Origin of the sequence: Psychromonas ingrahamii 37 (assembly GCF_000015285.1) — a bacterium.
In the GTDB taxonomy this organism is placed as follows: domain Bacteria; phylum Pseudomonadota; class Gammaproteobacteria; order Enterobacterales; family Psychromonadaceae; genus Psychromonas; species Psychromonas ingrahamii.
The window spans coordinates 3076116-3093598 of sequence record NC_008709.1; the positions used below are offsets into that span (position 1 = coordinate 3076116).

The 17483-nt window shown below is 39.6% G+C and carries 14 protein-coding genes; 6 read left to right on the plus strand and 8 right to left on the minus strand.

Features of this window, described 5'->3' with window-relative positions:
- Positions 1-89 precede the first annotated feature (89 nt).
- Positions 90-512 (plus strand): TIR domain-containing protein, encoded by a 423-nt coding sequence (locus PING_RS12960; protein WP_011770797.1) that lies wholly within the window; start codon positions 90-92, stop codon positions 510-512.
- Positions 513-539: 27 nt separating this feature from the next.
- Here PING_RS12960 and PING_RS21055 read toward each other — a convergent pair whose 3' ends face one another.
- Positions 540-683 carry a hypothetical protein gene (locus tag PING_RS21055; RefSeq protein ID WP_011770798.1) on the minus strand — a complete coding sequence of 48 codons (144 nt, stop codon included), beginning with the start codon at positions 681-683 and terminating at the stop codon, positions 540-542.
- A gap of 106 nt (positions 684-789) precedes the next feature.
- On the opposite strand from PING_RS21055, the gene PING_RS12965 reads away from it, so the two are divergent.
- Positions 790-1362 (plus strand): hypothetical protein, encoded by a 573-nt coding sequence (locus PING_RS12965; RefSeq protein ID WP_011770799.1) that lies wholly within the window; start codon positions 790-792, stop codon positions 1360-1362.
- Positions 1363-1373: 11 nt separating this feature from the next.
- Here PING_RS12965 and PING_RS12970 read toward each other — a convergent pair whose 3' ends face one another.
- On the minus strand, positions 1374-3578 hold the full coding sequence (locus PING_RS12970; RefSeq protein ID WP_011770800.1) for a PDDEXK family nuclease: 2205 nt from the start codon (positions 3576-3578) through the stop codon (positions 1374-1376).
- Positions 3579-3799: 221 nt separating this feature from the next.
- Between PING_RS12970 and PING_RS12975 the strand changes: the two genes are divergently transcribed.
- Positions 3800-4282 carry a hypothetical protein gene (locus PING_RS12975; protein ID WP_011770801.1) on the plus strand — a complete coding sequence of 161 codons (483 nt, stop codon included), beginning with the start codon at positions 3800-3802 and terminating at the stop codon, positions 4280-4282.
- Between the two features lie 3 nt (positions 4283-4285).
- Here the strand turns inward: PING_RS12975 and PING_RS12980 are convergent, their stop codons facing one another.
- From PING_RS12980 to PING_RS13005, 6 genes are all read right to left on the minus strand, one after another.
- The gene (locus tag PING_RS12980; protein ID WP_011770802.1) at positions 4286-4765 is read right to left on the minus strand and encodes a hypothetical protein; all 480 of its coding nucleotides are present in this window, start codon (positions 4763-4765) and stop codon (positions 4286-4288) included.
- A gap of 103 nt (positions 4766-4868) precedes the next feature.
- On the minus strand, positions 4869-5678 hold the full coding sequence (locus PING_RS12985; protein ID WP_011770803.1) for an NERD domain-containing protein: 810 nt from the start codon (positions 5676-5678) through the stop codon (positions 4869-4871).
- A gap of 54 nt (positions 5679-5732) precedes the next feature.
- Positions 5733-8636, minus strand: a complete 2904-nt coding sequence (locus tag PING_RS12990) for a DEAD/DEAH box helicase family protein (RefSeq protein WP_011770804.1) — start codon at positions 8634-8636, stop codon at positions 5733-5735.
- Between the two features lie 6 nt (positions 8637-8642).
- A complete protein-coding gene (locus tag PING_RS12995) occupies positions 8643-9230 on the minus strand; it encodes a class I SAM-dependent methyltransferase (protein WP_011770805.1) in 588 nt (195 codons plus the stop codon).
- 182 nt (positions 9231-9412) lie between these two features.
- On the minus strand, positions 9413-9859 hold the full coding sequence (locus PING_RS13000) for a hypothetical protein (RefSeq protein ID WP_011770806.1): 447 nt from the start codon (positions 9857-9859) through the stop codon (positions 9413-9415).
- A gap of 277 nt (positions 9860-10136) precedes the next feature.
- Complete coding sequence (locus PING_RS13005; RefSeq protein ID WP_011770807.1) at positions 10137-10472, minus strand: hypothetical protein; 336 nt, start codon at positions 10470-10472, stop codon at positions 10137-10139.
- Between the two features lie 310 nt (positions 10473-10782).
- Here PING_RS13005 and PING_RS13010 point away from each other — a divergent pair, with 310 nt between their 5' ends.
- From PING_RS13010 to PING_RS13020, 3 genes are all read left to right on the plus strand, one after another.
- Entirely contained in the window at positions 10783-11628 is an 846-nt protein-coding gene (locus PING_RS13010) for a DUF6279 family lipoprotein (protein WP_041766486.1), read from the plus strand.
- An 837-nt stretch (positions 11629-12465) separates the two neighbouring features.
- The gene (locus tag PING_RS13015; RefSeq protein WP_011770809.1) at positions 12466-13539 is read left to right on the plus strand and encodes a Fic family protein; all 1074 of its coding nucleotides are present in this window, start codon (positions 12466-12468) and stop codon (positions 13537-13539) included.
- A 569-nt stretch (positions 13540-14108) separates the two neighbouring features.
- Complete coding sequence (locus tag PING_RS13020; RefSeq protein WP_011770810.1) at positions 14109-17141, plus strand: TIM-barrel domain-containing protein; 3033 nt, start codon at positions 14109-14111, stop codon at positions 17139-17141.
- Positions 17142-17483: the final 342 nt, after the last annotated feature.

Consider the following 17483-nt stretch of genomic DNA (forward strand, 5'->3'; position numbering starts at 1 on the left):
CCTGTTTATTGTATTTTAAAAATTAAGCCCCACTAATACTTTTACTAAAAATACTATTAATGGTGTTTAAATAAGACTTGGAGTTAAATTTGAAACGTATTTTCATTAGTCATAATCATCGAGATACTGCCTCTATTAACCTGATTAAATCTCTTAATAGTAATCCGAATAATAATCTGTTATTCAAAAACAAATCATTATCATCGCCTATTTACAATGATTACAACCATATCAATCGCCGCTCACCGAATGACAACGCTTCAAACCCTGTAAAAAAAGAAATTAGTTCATTATTAGCTCAATCAGACAGATTACTGGTCTTAGTCGGTCCAGATACGCACAGCAGCCTATGGGTACAATGGGAAATTAATGCTTTTATAAGCAAACATGGCAGTAATCATGTGCTCCTAATGCGGATACCTAATGACTCAACGTCAGGAACGCCAGCTAATGCTAAGCACTTTCCAATCTCCAATTGGAACCTTACTCAGCTAAATAATTGGGCCAAGTAAAGTTCTAATCACACCAAGCTAATAAGCTTATTTACCTTTTTTATTTGGATTCATTTGCTTACCGCGATTACCTTGGGCTTGGTCGTACTGTTTATTAGTACCACTTGAGCCTTTATTGGCATTCTTTTGATTTGAGGTGTTATTATTATCCGGTGATATTTTTTTGTTCATCTTCATTTCCTTAATGAGTTAATCTAATACATTGATAATATTACTAACCAATTGAAATTAATAGAGAAGCACAAAGGGAATTAGACACTAATACAGGGAAGTTACGTTGACAGTCATTAAAACCATTGAAGAACTTAAAAGTGCATTAAAAGACATAAATATCACTTCTGCTGAATTCTCAAGGCAATATTATCTAAACGAAGTAGACAAAGATGCATCAAGTAGTAATTTAGAAGATCATTACGGCAGATTCAAAAAATTAACAGCATCGTCACCAGAACGAATTGCCGCTTATATTAACTACTTCAACCGTACATATAAAAAAGATGGTACATATACTCAAGCTGATAGAAATGCGGCATGGGATTTTTTTGTTGAATTAGACACAAGGATCATAACCAAGGCGTTAGATAAAGAGTCAGGTGTCGACAAAGCCGCTTTAAACAGTCTGCATGAACTATTTTATCTGCACCGTTCTATAGCAAAGAAACACGGCCCTAATTGTAAAAACTATTACATACTTGTAAGTCACTATTTCGAAAAGCATATAAGGCCCTTTACCAGTAAATGGCACAAAATATTAAAAGATGATAACAGCGCCATTTTTAGAGAAGAGCTTGCTACCTTACAATCAGAGATGACCAAATTAAAATCTCAACTTCATAAAATTATTGAATAATAATGAACACTCTATCTACCTGCCCAAACCTTGGCTTGTTCAATTACATTGACTAAAGCCGCTGCACTAAATCCGCTCGGGTATAGTGTTGTTTTTTCGTTATCATCTTCTTTTAACGGCGCTTGGTTTTGAGCTAATTCAATATAATCTACTAGAAAATCTGCAGTATCAGCGAGCACTATATGTAATTCTTCAATTGAGACCTTTAAATAACCGTTAAAATACTCATGATCATACTCAAGGCTGGTATCAGCTATCCACCCTATTACCTCATATAAATCAGGATCTTTAATCCCTAGCAGGGATTGAAATTGACTATCAGTTTGCAGCAGCTGTTTAACCGCAGCAGTTTTATGCTTAATTTGCATGCCCGCCTTTCTTAATGTTGCATGTTTATAACGTATGGCTTCTCTTTTACTGTTTCTTCTATAGGTCGACTTAACCTCAAGGACTAATACACTATTATCCAGCACACAAATTAAATCAATTTCACCCGGGTTAAACCCTTCTTTCCTTTCGGGATGATAACTTTCAATAACGGTGAAGCCACGTTTTGTAAATTGATTGCCCAGATTGGTTTCGATTCTTGAAGTTTCACTTTTAAGCTCAGGTCGTTTATTGGCAAAACGGCGTAACGTATTAATGACATTCACACCTGTTAACTGACTTGCCATCATCCAGGGTAATTGAACACTGTAATTACCCACTTTGAATATGGGTCTTTCAGTCAGCAGAGGCAGGTTATCGTGATTATTAGTTTTTAGTTGAGCGGACCATTTTTTAAAATCAAGGGACCAAAAATCAAGGATAGCTTCTGCGGCTTTTATATTACCTTTGGGGAAAGTATCAGAGACTGTCCATCCGACTATACTCTGCGCTTTTTTCTTCCAGTTTTGCCAAGTGATAGGGAATCTATTGTGCATATTAACCGGATCAATTAAGCCACTTAACGCTAGCAGGCCTAAAGACGCTTGCCAATCGCCTGTTTTATGCAAATTAGCAGCAAATACTTTAATGTAATCTTTATTATAAAAAGCGATCATCAGTTCAAGTGATAACAAAGCCTGGTGAATATCTACTTTCAAACCATTATCAGTTTGTATTGATTTATTTAAACCATAAATCTCAGTGAGTTGTAAATAGACTCCTAACGATTTGATATAGGCGATTTGGTTATCTTCATGATTTTCTGCCGATCCCATCATTCCACCAGCAAGACCACTGTCTATAAATTCCTGCAAGCCGCGATTTAGCCAATACCCATCTATTAGACTTTGTTTCTTACCATTTAATAACCAAACCTGATCACCCGCATCACTATTCTTGTGCATTTCTAAGCGGCCACCATCCAAATAATATTCACACTGATCATCAAAACAAAATGGCATTACAGATCGAGATAAGAAACCATCTAACTCAACCTGTGCCTGCATCAATTTTTCAAAATGGTATAAATAAAAATCAGGTATGTATGAATCTTCTTCAGAAGGAAAGACCAAGGGTGCTTGATGTATTTTTAGTGATTTACCTATCACACTATCGTTAAGTAAAAATGAATTGGGCTCAGCTATCCTTAACTTCCACTCAACGAGCTCTTTTAACGCGTGGAAACGCTCACCCGTTGAAATCATACTGCCATCAAGTGCTTCCGGATTATCAAATAAATATTTGAAGGCATACACACTCGAATAACTTAATAACTCAAATACCGTTAACGCGTTAAAAGGCGTCTGGTATTTAGCGACTAATTCAAGGCAATCTTTATGTACTTTTTGGAATGCCTTACAAATATTGATCAGTTCATCCAATTCATCCGGACTCCGCTCAGCTAATTGCTGCGCTTCTATCCATTTACCGCTATTTGCCCTTAGTACTATTTCAGAACTTCTAATTCCCTTTCTAATAGCTTTAGGGGCTTTATAAGTAATTTGTTCAAGTAAGCTGACGTTAGAAAAGTTATCAACGGAAAAATAACGTGCCAAAGCGAGAATAAAGGTTTCTGAGTTTAAAACTTGATCACTCAAATCCCATAGAAATGCTGAAGACCAAAACAGCTTATTTTTATTCACCTCTTTCTGTTTTTGAGACTTCACCGGCTTACCTGACAAATAAGCCTCAATAGTTTCTATGGCAGAATCATCAAAGCAATAGCCCTGAGCAATTAAGCTTTCATGCATGGATTCAAAATAAGTGTGTTCTTGTATGATATTAACCATGAGCTCATCCCTTTACTTCGTTCTACATAGTATGAAGGTAATATTTATTTACCTGAGGATTCAATTTTAAAAATGAGAGTTAAAACAAATCCGTGCCAGATGGTGAAATGTTAGATAGAGTAAAAGTATTTTTTAACTTATAGAGTGGAATAAAAAATGCGCTTAGATTTTTTAAATTGGTTTCAACAAAACACATTAATTATCAAGGTATTAATCAACCCTTGGCAGAAGAATCACAACAAGCACTGCAGCAGTTTTCTGCCAACATTCTCTTTCCACTTGAACAAAAATTTCATAAAATCAATATCACCTACGGCTTCACTTCATTTGAACTTCTTAAATACATTAAAAAGAACAGCCCGGGTGAGATATCCCCGGAAAGAGATCAGCATGCTGCACATGAATTAAACAGCAGAGGTAATAGAATTTGCAAACGAGACGGGGCTGCATGCGATATTGTGGTGGCAGGTTATGAGAACCAGATGCAACTCATTGCACAATACATTATTACTGAGTTACCCTTTGATAGGCTGTATTTTTATGGAAAAAACCGCCCTCTTCATGTTTCATTTGGGCCTCTTCATAAACGCTATTTATACGTTAAAGAGCGTGATAACAATGGAAAACGCAATGCAGGAAAAGGTGATAAATACAGATACCATTTTGGATTGTTGAAGTATTCCCCTAATTCAAATAAGAACTAATTATTACTTTTTCCCACAAACTAAATCTCTTTCAGCAATAAGTTCTGCATTATTATTTCCCATTGCTTTTAAAATTAACAAATTACATTGTTTTTCTTTTTCTCGCGTCTCTGTTACCTCTTTAGAATTTGATATAGAAGCAATAACAGGTTTGTAATCAATTGCTGCATTACAATACATATTCTGCACTTTTTTTACCTTCCAATGAGATAGATCGTGGCTGGATAACTCTTCACAAATATCTCTAAAAAGAGATTTTTCTTTTACAGAGCACTGAGAATAAACTTCCATTCTCTGGCTATAACTAGAGCACACTGACTTACTTTTTATCTTCCACAACTGATATTGAAATGGAATTTTCATCCCTTGATAGTCAATTATTTCAGTCTTAATTTCTGATCCGTAAATATCTGAAACATTCTGTTTAACATTTGTTGTTGCAGCTGAAATCATAGCCGCAAGAAAAGTTGATACTGGGTCCATTAAATATCCTTATTCCTATTAACCGAACTCGTAATAGCTATCATCATGTACTGAAACATATATACAGCCTTCTTGCTTTAACTCATCATCACAATATGTTGTATCAGTGATCAACTACCGTCCTACACTGTGGGAAATTACTGCATCCCCAAAACTGATTACCCGCATTTTTACCCTTTTTAGCTTCACGTAAAATCATCAGGGTTCCACATTTTGGGCATGTTTTTTCTTCAATCACTTTAGGCGCTTGCTTAGCTTCTACAATTACTTTCACATGCTTTATATGTTGTAAATTCGTTTTCAAACCTCGTGATAATCGGCCCTCTTCAATTGCAGTGACGATTTCGGTAATTTTATCCTCTGTAAAATGAAGTTCTTTTTTACTTTTAATATACGCAACACAGCCTCGAGCATAAGTCACATTGTCAGGCATTTTAGTTTTAAAGGTACTATCGCCAACAAATACGACAACAGAATAAATATACTCGGAAGGAACATCTAAACAGCCTGCTAATGTTTGTGTATGTTTATAATTCTGGTGTAATGGGTTTTGAAACTTGCCGGAGTATCTGAATATCTTTTGCGTCCACTGTTTTTGTTTGGCGGTGCCAAATATCCAGCCCTTCATATTTTTTGTTTCTATGACAAAAACACCAAACTGTGACACCACAATATGATCAATCTGGGTGGTTCCATCATCAGTCGGCAAAGTAACATTTTTAATTAAGTGGTATTTATTTTTATCCATAAATTTACTAAGTAAAAAATTAACTAAAAACTCACCTGCTTTGCCTTTAAACCAAGGTGTTTTAACTATTAGTCCCAATATTAATATTGGAAACAAATACCACCACTGCAAAGCTGTTCTCAGAAGGCCTTCAACAATCCCACTTAACATACTGTTATAATCCATTTTCTGCCTCTTTAATTTTCACTTAACTTAAACATTAATTACATCCAAATAGCGTTAACGTACAACCCCTTTCAATCTGGCAAAGGTTTGCATATCTTCATCAGCATAAATTGTTTTATAGTCAGGGTTCTTAGCCACTAATTTATAACGACCATCAGCAGTTTTTTTGACAACTCTTAATAGGCATTGCCCGTCACCTGCTTCATCCTGCTTCTCAATCGCCACGGTTAAACCTTGTAAAGATCCTGCACTGGTTGGTGTTATCTTCTCAAGTAATAACGTGTCTCCATCTCTAACCGGATTTTTACCACCATCCATTGAGTTTCCGGAAGCTTTAGCAAGAAAATGTTTATCTGCCTGTAAATGACCAAACCCAACTGGTGCATTCTTATATTCAAACTCTAAATCATCGCCTGTTTTAAAGTGTCCGCAGGCAATTTTCAAGTTGGGATAAAACGCAAGTTGAATGGCTTTTTCTCTTTTAATTAAACTGTTATTTTCCTGTTGGTTCACAGCTGCCTTACTAACTTTATTTGGACGTTGTGAATATTGTAATAACCGTAATGTTAACAGTTCCTGCACGGCATCATGCAGTGCTGGTTTGTCCTGCTCTCTCACATCAAGGTTGACAACTAATCTGTTATCTTTGATTTTAAACCACTGCTTTCCCGTTTTATTGTTCACTGTACAGCTAAATTTTATTGGATTTTTTTTCCAATACTCTAACCATTGCACAGAGTCTGACTGACAATGTTGCAGATTTTTGGATAGTTCGCTTTGTTTAAGAAGAGGGTAACGGTCAAAAACCAACTTGCTATCCTTGGCCAGCTTTTCTAATGTTGGCGGATTAGAAAAACCATCTAAACGTAAAAATGCTTCCAATAGAATCGCCTTAAAGGATTTTGCCATTGCAGTTGCCTGAACAGCCTCCAGCAAAAAATCCCCATAGTTTTCAATTAGATCTGAAAATTCCGGCTCCTGCTGTTGCGCAGCCACTAGAGCCATCCAGCTTTTGTGCTGTTTATTAACCTTATTTAAATCACCATACGCATTTAAAAACTCACTTGCTGTTGGTCTATGTCCAAGTTGTTCATATAGATTCTGGTAGTCTTCAATAGCCGTGGTGCGCTGCTGTTTTGCCAACTGCTTCCAAAATTGGGTTATTTCAATATCATAATTAACAAAACAGCCATCGGCGAGCTTGTCTTCTTTCACTTTTTTTATTAATACAGGGATAGTGGAACTACCAAATAGCGCGTAGGGCTTATTTAAAAATGAGTGGTGATTGCCAATAAAATCCAGTACAACAAGATGCGTTTTGTTCTTGTGCAGGCGTAGCCCCCGCCCCAACTGCTGCAGAAATAAAATTTTAGAATTACTGGGTCGGAGCATTAAAATCGTATCAAGAGCGGGAAGATCTGTGCCCTCATTAAACAGATCGACAGAAAACATTACCTCGAGTGTGCCATTTTGTAACTGAGTAAGCGCCTCATTGCGTCTGATTTCAGACTTAGAATGCACTGACACAGCCTTAATACCCGCGTTGTTAAAACTCTCTGCCATATAATCTGCATGCTTAACAGAAATACAAAAAGCTAAGGTTTTTTGTTGTTTGAATTGATGCCATTTTTTTAATATATGACTTGCCCGTTTTTGGGTAGCAAACTGGTTATCAATAGATTCCGGATCAAAACGTCCATTGCGCCAGGGGATTGCCTGATAGTTAACAGATTCATCCCAGATCCCGTAATATTTAAACGGCGCTAGAATTTTATCATCAATTCCCTGTGTTAAATTACGTTCATAAACTAAATTATTATCACACAAACAAAGAATATCTGATTGATCTGTTCGTTCAGGCGTTGCGGTTAAACCAAGTAGAAAATCCGGATTAAAATAGGCTAATAAATTACTGTAAACGGGTGCACTGGCGTGATGAAATTCATCCACCACAACATAATCGAAGTGATCTTTTGAGAACTGTTGCAAATGATTTTCTCTGCCTATCGTCTGCACTGAAGCAAACAATACATCAGCCCCTTTTTGACGATTTTGTGCATTATAAAAACCGCTGCTTTTTTCCGGCATTAACTGTGCAAATGTGCGTTGAGCCTGCAGTAATATCTCTTCTCTATGTGCGACAAATAAAATCCGCTTAGCTTTTAACTGCAACACATCAAAGGCGGCTAACCAGGTTTTACCCATTCCTGTGGCCAGAACAACTAAACCTCGTTTAAAGCCAATTTCCCGGCTTTTTACTAAAGCCGTTAATGCTTCAATTTGAATATGATTAGGGGTTGCTGGCTCAATATATTCTGGGGGTGAGCCGGGATCGACGCTGACAAACTGCATCATTTTACGCCGTCTTAAATAAGCTGAAATCCAATCATGATCCAGTTTATGCACTAAAGGATGGGCAAAGATTTCGTTAAAAGCACTGCGTATATAGTTAAATTCGAGCGCTTCACGTGACGTTCTTGGTGGTAGATAATCATGTCTGAAACACCATTCATGCCCAGTCGTTAATGCACTTTTACTAATATTATTTGAGCCGATAAAAGCACAGCCATCAATAAGCTCCTCTTCCTTTTTTTCTGCAACAGTTTTTACAAAAATATAAGACTTCATGTGAAAGGCTTGCTTGTTATCACTTTGGTAAATGCGAATATCAGCCCCACGATCAAGCAAAGGCATTAATTCTCTTAATGCCACGGGATCAGTAATATCAAGATAATCAGAGGTTAATAATTTTAAGATTGCGCCATTAAGAATGGCATCTTTTAAAGGTTCAAATAATAAATTCAAACCGCTGCACTGTACAAATGAAACGGCAATCTCAATTTCACTGGCATGATTAATGGCATGAATAAGCTTAGGCAATAAGGGATCATCGCCACCTGTTGTTAGTTTTTTTGCATCACAAGCAAGTGATACATTATTAAATGCGATGGCAGACACCTATGCTTAATCCTTTTGTAAAATAACGTTTAACCACTTCTCATTTTCACGCCCTTCCCGCAAATCAGCCGTTATCCACTGATCTTTAATACGCAAAGGTAAACCTTTAATCAGCGAAGCAAAACCGCACTCATTTAGATTGGTAAACACGCGTCCGTTACGAGCGACTTCGCCCTCGCCATATTTAAAAGAGCAGTAAAAAAGCCCCTCTGATTTAAGCATGTTAGATAAAGACAAAAACACCGCTGGCAGCTCCAGTAAGGATACATGCAGTAAAGAAGCACAAGCCCAAATCCCGTCAAATTGCTTTTTACTTTCAAAGGTTTGAAAGAGCTCGACAGCTACCTTTTTACCCGTTAATTCTGAGGCCAGTAAAGCTAGTTTCTCGCTGGCGTCAAAAGCTTCAACATCAAAACCTAAATCTAAAAAAGCCTTACTGTCACGACCAGCACCGGAACCAGCATCTAAGATTGATCCACCAGCAGGAATTAACGGTAGAAATTGACGATAAAGCGACTGCATATTGAGCGCTATGGTCGCATCATAAAAATCCTGAGCATTCTCATCATAATATTGCTGGTTTATATTTAGCATCACGATCTCATTTTTAGCATAATAAATTTATTATTTATTACTGATTTTAAAGAGAAAATTATGAAAATAACTCTACTGAAGAGAAAGGTTTAAATCAAACGTTTTCAATTTGGGTTTATGTCAGTACCACTCACAAGACGAGCTGTTCCTGAAGTTCGATTTTTACTCTGCAGGGCGAACAGCTATATACCGATAGGATTGAGTTTTGGCTTTTGCCCGAACAGCTCTCCATTTCTTGCTTTTATTTCGATCGAATATGCCTCAGCACTGCTATCAACTAACACATACTGATACTCTAAATAATTATGAATATATCTCTTGGTAAGCGTATCCAGCTTTAATTCTCCACTCGCGAACAATGTTAAATCATTCTGTTTTAGAGAAGGTATAACCAACCTATTGGCCACATAAACACAAAATTGATCACCGCTTAAACGCCCGGTAGAATGACTCTGCAATCGAGTAACCATCCCATATTTTGTCTTGTGTCGATTTTTCTCCATTTCTCTACCTGACATTCCACAATAGAACAGCTCAGCGCCATTCCAAATTGCGTAGATACCTGCCGCTACTTTTGGTATTTCTTTATTAGGCCAATCAGAAAATTTATAACGTTCAGAGAATTCCATAATTTACTTAGGCATATAATGAGGCTGTCGCATTTCTCATTTTTAGCATATTTATTTAAAATAAAAGTCACAGTAATTTATATTTAATTGATATTCAATGAGTTATTACGCTTTTAATAAATGATTGCTTAATTTGAGTGATAAATCGTTTTTTTGAAGCAGATAGTACAGAAAATAATGCGGAGTATTATTGAAGCTGGAAACTAGAAAACTCGCAGCCCGAAGCTAAAAGCTAAAAGGCTGGAAAGTTCAGAGATTAAAAACAGCAGAAAAATCTTTACTGCATTGCATTCTTTGTTACAAACAGGCCAGTGGCACAGGTTATATATTGTGTATACTGAGTGGTTCTTTGTTGCGCCGTCGCATCAGGATTGTTCAGTAATACAGCGGCAACGGATTCTATCATTGGGCGGCTGGCTTCTGCGGCCGGGTATTTAGCCCATTCTTGATTAATACGCTGTGCTGCCTGACCACCGACAATAGCGCTACAGACTGAAACAACTTCACTGACTAACACACTGCCTTGCTGCATAACGGGATAACTTCCGGTGTTTGAACAGCCAGTAACAAACACAGAGATTGCTGCTAGGGTAACGGGGATAAATTTATTCATAATAAGACCTTTTAATTATTTAAAGTTGTTGAAACTGACTATAAAGATTGTCCGCCTTTATACAGGCTCTGCAGGATAAAAGACACTGTATAAAGCTTGAAGGCCCAAAAATAGAAGCTTGAAGGCTTGAAAGCTCGAAGCTAGAAAACTCGAACGCTCGAAGCCAGCCTTCCCGCCCTAGCGCCCGCCTTCCCGCTTTAAAGCTTAAAGGCTCGCGTTCTACTGAACCAGATTGCACAAACTTTCGTATACTTGTAATGATGCTATTTAATCCCACTTAGTACGAATATTATTACACCTGGAGCTAAGCTTGATTAAAAACAAAAAACACCGCGGATTTTTGCTGGTCTTCCTTTTATTAGGGGTATCGGCATGCAGTTCAAAAATGATTTACAACAACCTGGACTGGCTTTCTTATTGGTATATAGAGGATTATATTACCTTAACCAATGTGCAGGAAGCGGAGTTTGATCCGGCATTAGTGCAGTTTTTAGACTGGCACCGAAAATCAGAATTACCAAGCTACCTTACTCAGATTAAGCAAATTAAACAGGATATCAATAACGGGTTGGAACAGACCGATATAGAAGCTTATATGAAAACCTTTGAAGGCTTCTGGCAGGCTATTTTAATTGGCATAGAACCGGGTGTGCTGAAGTTAGCCTATTCACTAAAAGAGGAACAAATAACGGAGTTTTTAGCGGCCAATGAAAAGAAAAATCGGGATAGGGTTGAGGAGTTTGAGGATTTAAGTGAGCAAGCAAGATTAGATAAGAGATTTGATAAAATTGAAAGCCGATTATCCTCCTTTATCGGTAAGCTTGACCCAGCACAAAAGCAATTAATCAATAGTACCAACGAGCAACAATTATCGACATTTGTTGAATGGATTGAGTTTCGCCGTAATTGGGCAAATTCGATACGGGAAGCTTATACCCTGCAAGGTGATAAACCCGCTTTTGAAAAAGCATTAAGGCGTTCGATTTTGCAGGCTGACTCTTTTCGTTCAGCGCAATTTAAGCAAAAAACAGAATATAATAAAACCCTGTGGAAAGTGACGTTCGCGCAGTTAATTGACTCTTTAAATAAAAAACAATTGCAGAAACTCAATAACAAGTTGGACGATATTATTGAAGACTTAGAGGCCTTATTGTAGGGGATTGGGACCTTTAGTGCGCATTTTTGCCCGTCATTATCGAGGTCAGTTAGTCGATAATCCCAGTGCATATTTCGCATAGAAGACTCAGTTCCTAAAACGCCCCCACATCGTATTTTCAATTCACTCCACGGCATCGCATGCTGAGATCCCCGACAAAAAACTTCGGGGATGACGGGTAATAATATAGGACGCTGAAGTCATTTTCAGCAGTTCAGTGTCATAAACGAGCTAAGCTCTGCGTGCCCTTTATCGGTGCCCATTTTGTATAGAAGACTCTGTTCCTAAAACACCCCGATATTGTATTTTTAATTCACTCCACGGTATCGCATGCTGAGATCCCCGAAAAAAAACTTCGGGGATGACGGTTGGAGGAAGCGCAGGTTTTTTTACCGTCATTCCCGAAGTCAGTTAGTCGGGAATCTCAGTGCGCATTTCGCATAGAATACTCCGTTCCTAAAACACCCCGATATTGTATTTTCAATTCACTCCACGGCATTGCATGCTGAGATCCCCGACAAAAAACTTCGGGGATGACGGGTAATAATACTGAACTGTCGTTCAAATCACTCCCCGACAAAATACTTGAGGATGACGGTTGGAGAAATCGCGGAGCCTGAAGGCTAAGTTCCATTTCCGTGTTGGTGATTTCAGTTACAATTTCTGTTGTTACAATTCCGCATGCAAGTTTCTTTGTGCGCACTTAAATTCCCTATTCTATTTACACACCTCGACAGCTGCACTCAAAAACGCCATTCTGTGTGCGCACCTCGACAGCTGCACTCAAAAACGCTATTCTGTGTGCACAAAAAGAACAACTAAATATGGATTACTACGATGACTACCAACAATTATTTAAAGCCATTAGCGATGCTGGAGAATTTAGAAAGTAGAGCTGTGCTGAAAGCGACAGTTAAAGCTCGTGCAGCTCTCGCAGAGCTACAAGGTTTGACGAACAGCCTGCCTAATCCGCATTTACTTATTGCAACACTGTCACTTCAAGAAGCGCGTGAAAGCTCTGAGATAGAAGATATTGTGACAACGCAAGATGAGCTATACCGTAGTAATTACAAGGCAAGGCAATTTACTTCGGCGAGCGCCAAGGAAGTGCACGACTATGCTGTCGCTCTTACCTTTGGCTTTGACATAGTACAAAAGACAGGCTTGCTTACGAACAACACAATCTGCGAAATCCAGAAGAATATAGAACATAACAATGCGGGTTTTCGTAAGCAAGGCGGCACCGTTCTTAAGAATGAAAAAACGGATGAAGTTATCCATACACCTCCACAAACAGAACAAGAAGTGCTTAATTTAATGGGCGCTTTGGAAGCCTTTATCAATAATAACGACCTCTCGGATTATGACGAGCTAGTCAAGATGGCACTCATACATCATCAGTTCGAAAGCATACATCCGTTCTACGATGGTAACGGAAGAACGGGCCGCATAATCAATATATTGTACCTGTGCAAGCAAGGTTTGCTCGATACCCCCGTGCTATACATATCAAGCTACCTTAATCAGCACAAATCTGACTACTACAAACATTTGCAGCATGTACGCGAGACTGGTGACTGGGAGGAATGGATTTTGTATATGCTAAAAGCCGTGCAAATAACCAGCCAAGATACACTACGCACTATAAAGCGCTTACTTGCGCTGATGCAAGAGCATAAACATATCATTAAAGCGACTTTCCCAAAGATGTATAGTCATGAGTTGATTAATCATCTTTTCACACATCCTTATACGAAAGTCGAATTTGCTAAAGATGAACTTGATATACATAGAAATACAGCACGAAACTATTTAAACAAGCTAGTTAAAATTGGAATCTTAGATAAGATCGAGCATGGCAATGAGTACTACTATCTAAACACATCACTATGCGGACTATTTACAAAGTGAAATATTCTAATGAAGGTTAAATAAAGTTTACAAATAGGAGGAAATTTAGATCCCTATTTGTGACCAAACCAATATCTTGGATTCAAATAGTAAGCGCATAACTTAAATAGGTAGAAAAACGATCCTCTCAATAAGCTAGCGCTTTTTCTCCGGCAAGATTGGCCTAGGTTAGCTCAATTAAGCAGTAACCCGATTTATTGGTGAGAGCAACCCGCAGGGTTTAATTTTTAACTGATCGTAATTCCCTTTCTTTTCGGACTTATCAGGTACCTTAGCGAGGCGGGTAAGAATGTTAATCCCATATTCAATATAACAACAGCGGCTGTTAACCGCTTGCTCATCCACTACCCTTATCCTTTTTTAATCAACCATATTCGTCAGTGCCCCACCCCAATAACCTGCTCAAGGTCTACAATAATCAATAGCAAATATTTGCTGGAAATAATCCCGTTGTTTGTTTGCAGTTCAAAGGGAAAAAAGAACACCGCTTGGTTAGTTTGCCACAGGCCCCTTATGATCCTTCAAGCAAGGAGCACTAGGGAAGCCGATAGCTTTTATGGAGATGAATAATGAACACAGTCAGTAAAGTATTTTGTATGTGCCTGCTTACAATAAGTATCTTTAGCCTCAGCCTGAATGCCCACAGTGAGATATTTCATAAAAAATTTACGATCGATTCAGCCACTCTGATAGTGGAGCTGCTCGATGATGATTTAGTACATTTTGAGTATGCAAGCCCGAGCAACAGCACCAATGGCAGCAGCCCTATTTATCAATCACCGATGGTCTATAAATCGGATTATAGCGGCCCCACCAGCATCCAGGACAAGGGTAATTCCCTTGAAACGAGCGATTTAATTGTACATATAAACAGTAGCAACCTGTGCGTTGCCGTGCGCGATAAAACCCAGGCAAATACTCTGTTAACCACGGTCTGCCCGGTGGATTTAAGTCTCGCCTGGAAAGGCATTAATATCAGTCCCAGCGGCACTGAAAATATTTATGGTCTGGGTCAGCAATTTAAAAAACTGGGCAGCGCCGATGGTGACTGGTTAGCCCACAAAGTGCGCGAAGCTCAGCCAAACGGTCAGGCACAGGCGCACGGCAATGGTTTTATGCCTTTTGGCCAGGCAGGTATGGTGGGCAATGTACAATTTCCAGTTATCTACTCTCTGGGCAGCAAGGCAGATTATGCATTATTTCTGGATAATGTTTACAAGCAGCAGTGGGATTTTGAGGCCAACTGGTGGGAAGTGCGCATGTGGGGTGATCAAATTCGCTTTTATATAATGTCAGGGGCGGACCTGCCGGATTTGCGCAAAGACTATATGGAACTAGTGGGCAGACCGCCAGTACCACCGAAAAAAGCCTTCGGTCTGTGGTTATCGGAATTTGGCTATAAAAACTGGAATGAAGTAGACACGTTACTGTCAGCTGCCCGAACTAATAACTTTCCCATTGACGGTTTTGTGCTGGATCTGTTTTGGTTTGGCGGAATCAAAGCCAACAATCCCGACAGCCCGATGGGAAAACTGGACTGGGATACCAGCAACAATGACGGCAATGACTATTATTTTCCCGATCCGGCCGGAAAAGTAGCCTTATATCAGCAGGATAATATTTCTCTGGTGGCGATTGAAGAGTCTTATATCAATAAAAATACTGCAACCTATAACGATATGATGCAGACGGGCAACTATTTTTCCTATGCAAAAAGTGCTGGAAAATGTGATGACTTACAACAGGGAAAAATAACCCATATTAATGACTGGTTTGGTGATGCCGCCATGCTTGACTGGAGCGACACTGCGGGTGCTGGCTGGCTGCACCTCAACCGCCGTTTTCCTAATCTCTCTAACATAGGTATTACTTCGCACTGGACAGATTTGGGCGAGCCGGAAAAATACAATCCTTCAAGCTGTTATGACGGTCTAGAAACAGCGGTTAATGGTCTTAAAAACAGCCACGGTGATATACACAATCTGTATAATTTTCTGTGGAATAAATCCATTTATGAGGGCTATTATCAGCAGCGCGATAAGGTAGATGAGCGCTCCTTTATTGTTACCCGTTCGGGCACCTCGGGCATTCAACGCTTTGGCGCAGCCATGTGGTCCGGTGATATCGGCTCAAATCTGGATTTACTGGCAAGCCATTCAAATGCGCAGCTGCATATGTCCTTTTCCGGCATTGATTATTATGGCGCGGATATTGGCGGTTTTCGCCGCGAAGGTATGCCCTATAATCAGGATCATTCGGGTAATCGCCAGTACGAAGATGAACTCTATACGCAGTGGTTCGCTAATGGTGCTTGGTTTGATGTACCGGTACGTCCTCATACGGACAATGCTTTTCAGAGCTCGCAGCGCTATGAAACCGCGCCTTATTTAGTGGGTTATATTAACAGTAACCGCGAAAATATCCGCCAGCGTTATGCCCTTATTCCTTACTATTATTCTCTGGCTTATCGCGCTTTTCTGGAAGGCGAACCTGTGATGCCGCCACCGCTATTTTATTATCAGGATGATATTAACTTGCGTGAAATGGGACATGAAAAGATGATCGGTAAAGACTTACTGGTAGGCGTTGTTGCCAACCACGGTGAATATCAACGCAATATGTATTTGCCTGCCGGTAAATGGGTTAACTACCACAGTAATGAGTGGCTTGACAGTCAGGGTCAGTGGTTAAATCAGGTGCCTGTTTATCGGAATAAACTTTTCCGTTTGCCCGCTTTTGTTAAAGCGGGGGCGATTATTCCGCAGATGTATGTCGATGCTAATAGCAAAGATGCCTTCGGTCATTCGAAAAACGGCACTGCTGTGCATAATGAATTAATACTTAAGGTGGTTGCCGGTGATAACCCTGCCGGCTTTACGCTCTATGAAGATGATGGCAGCACCTTAAGCTATGATGCCAAGAAGCAGCCAGTTTATAATACTAGAACCACCCTGCTCACGCAGAAAAAACAAGGTGATCACCAGCGAGTCTCGATTCATGCCAGCAGTGGCACTTATGCTGGCGCGCCCAAATCTCGTCAAAATACAGTGCAGCTGATTTTGGATAATCAGCAGGCCACGGACGTGAAACTCAATAATATGTCACTCACCCAATATAACAGCAAAAATTCTTTTGATGGGGCAAGCTCCGGCTGGTATAACGCAGGTAACAATGTGGTTTATGCCAAAACAGCTAGTATGCTGACCAGCAAGGTCAAATACTTGGATTTTTATCAGCAAAGCACGCCGGCTATTAGTTCAGCCTATTTTGCCTGTGATAACGGCTGGACCAACCCGGGTGATGAACTCTACTTAGTCGGCAGTATTGTGGAATTGGGTAACTGGAATCTTAATCGGGCGATAAAAATGAACCCTAGCGTTTATCATGCCTATATTTCAAACCCTCCCCCCAACCATAATGGTCCGGGTCCTTCGGCACCGGTATGGACCAAGATAGTTGCACCGCTGCCCGTTAATACAGTTTTCACCTGGAAATGTGTGAAAAAGTTAGCCGATAATATCTGGGTTTGGCAACCAGGTGATAATAACCAGCATACGACGGTAGCATCAGGTTATTCAGGAATGACCATGGGCAGTTTTTAAAAAGCCCCGCTTGGCGAGAAAAACTTGTAGGGTGCGCTCCGCGCACTGAGCATTATTAACAGTGCATGGAATGCACCCTACCGATAACATCCCCGTAGGGCCCTCTCCGCACATCAAGTATTATTAACGGTGCATGAAATGCACCCTACCAATAACATAACTTGTAGAGTGCGCTATGCGCACCGAGTATCATTAACGGTGCATGAATGCACCCTACCGATAACATCCCCGTAGGGTGCGCTCCGCGCACCGAGCATCATTAACGGTGCATGGAATGCACCCTACCGATAACATCCCCGTAGGGCCTTCTCCACACATCAAGTATTATTAACGGTGCATGAA

What these genes read in the sequence shown, in the direction of transcription:
- PING_RS13015 (WP_011770809.1), top strand. Translation starts at nt 12,466, where the DNA reads ATGACTACCAACAATTATTTAAAGCCATTAGCGATGCTGGAGAATTTA.
- PING_RS21055 (WP_011770798.1), bottom strand. Translation starts at nt 683, where the DNA reads ATGAACAAAAAAATATCACCGGATAATAATAACACCTCAAATCAAAAG.
- PING_RS13020 (WP_011770810.1), top strand. Translation starts at nt 14,109, where the DNA reads ATGAACACAGTCAGTAAAGTATTTTGTATGTGCCTGCTTACAATAAGT.
- PING_RS12970 (WP_011770800.1), bottom strand. Translation starts at nt 3,578, where the DNA reads ATGGTTAATATCATACAAGAACACACTTATTTTGAATCCATGCATGAA.
- PING_RS13005 (WP_011770807.1), bottom strand. Translation starts at nt 10,472, where the DNA reads ATGAATAAATTTATCCCCGTTACCCTAGCAGCAATCTCTGTGTTTGTT.
- PING_RS12980 (WP_011770802.1), bottom strand. Translation starts at nt 4,765, where the DNA reads ATGGACCCAGTATCAACTTTTCTTGCGGCTATGATTTCAGCTGCAACA.
- PING_RS12995 (WP_011770805.1), bottom strand. Translation starts at nt 9,230, where the DNA reads ATGCTAAATATAAACCAGCAATATTATGATGAGAATGCTCAGGATTTT.
- PING_RS12985 (WP_011770803.1), bottom strand. Translation starts at nt 5,678, where the DNA reads ATGGATTATAACAGTATGTTAAGTGGGATTGTTGAAGGCCTTCTGAGA.
- PING_RS13000 (WP_011770806.1), bottom strand. Translation starts at nt 9,859, where the DNA reads ATGGAATTCTCTGAACGTTATAAATTTTCTGATTGGCCTAATAAAGAA.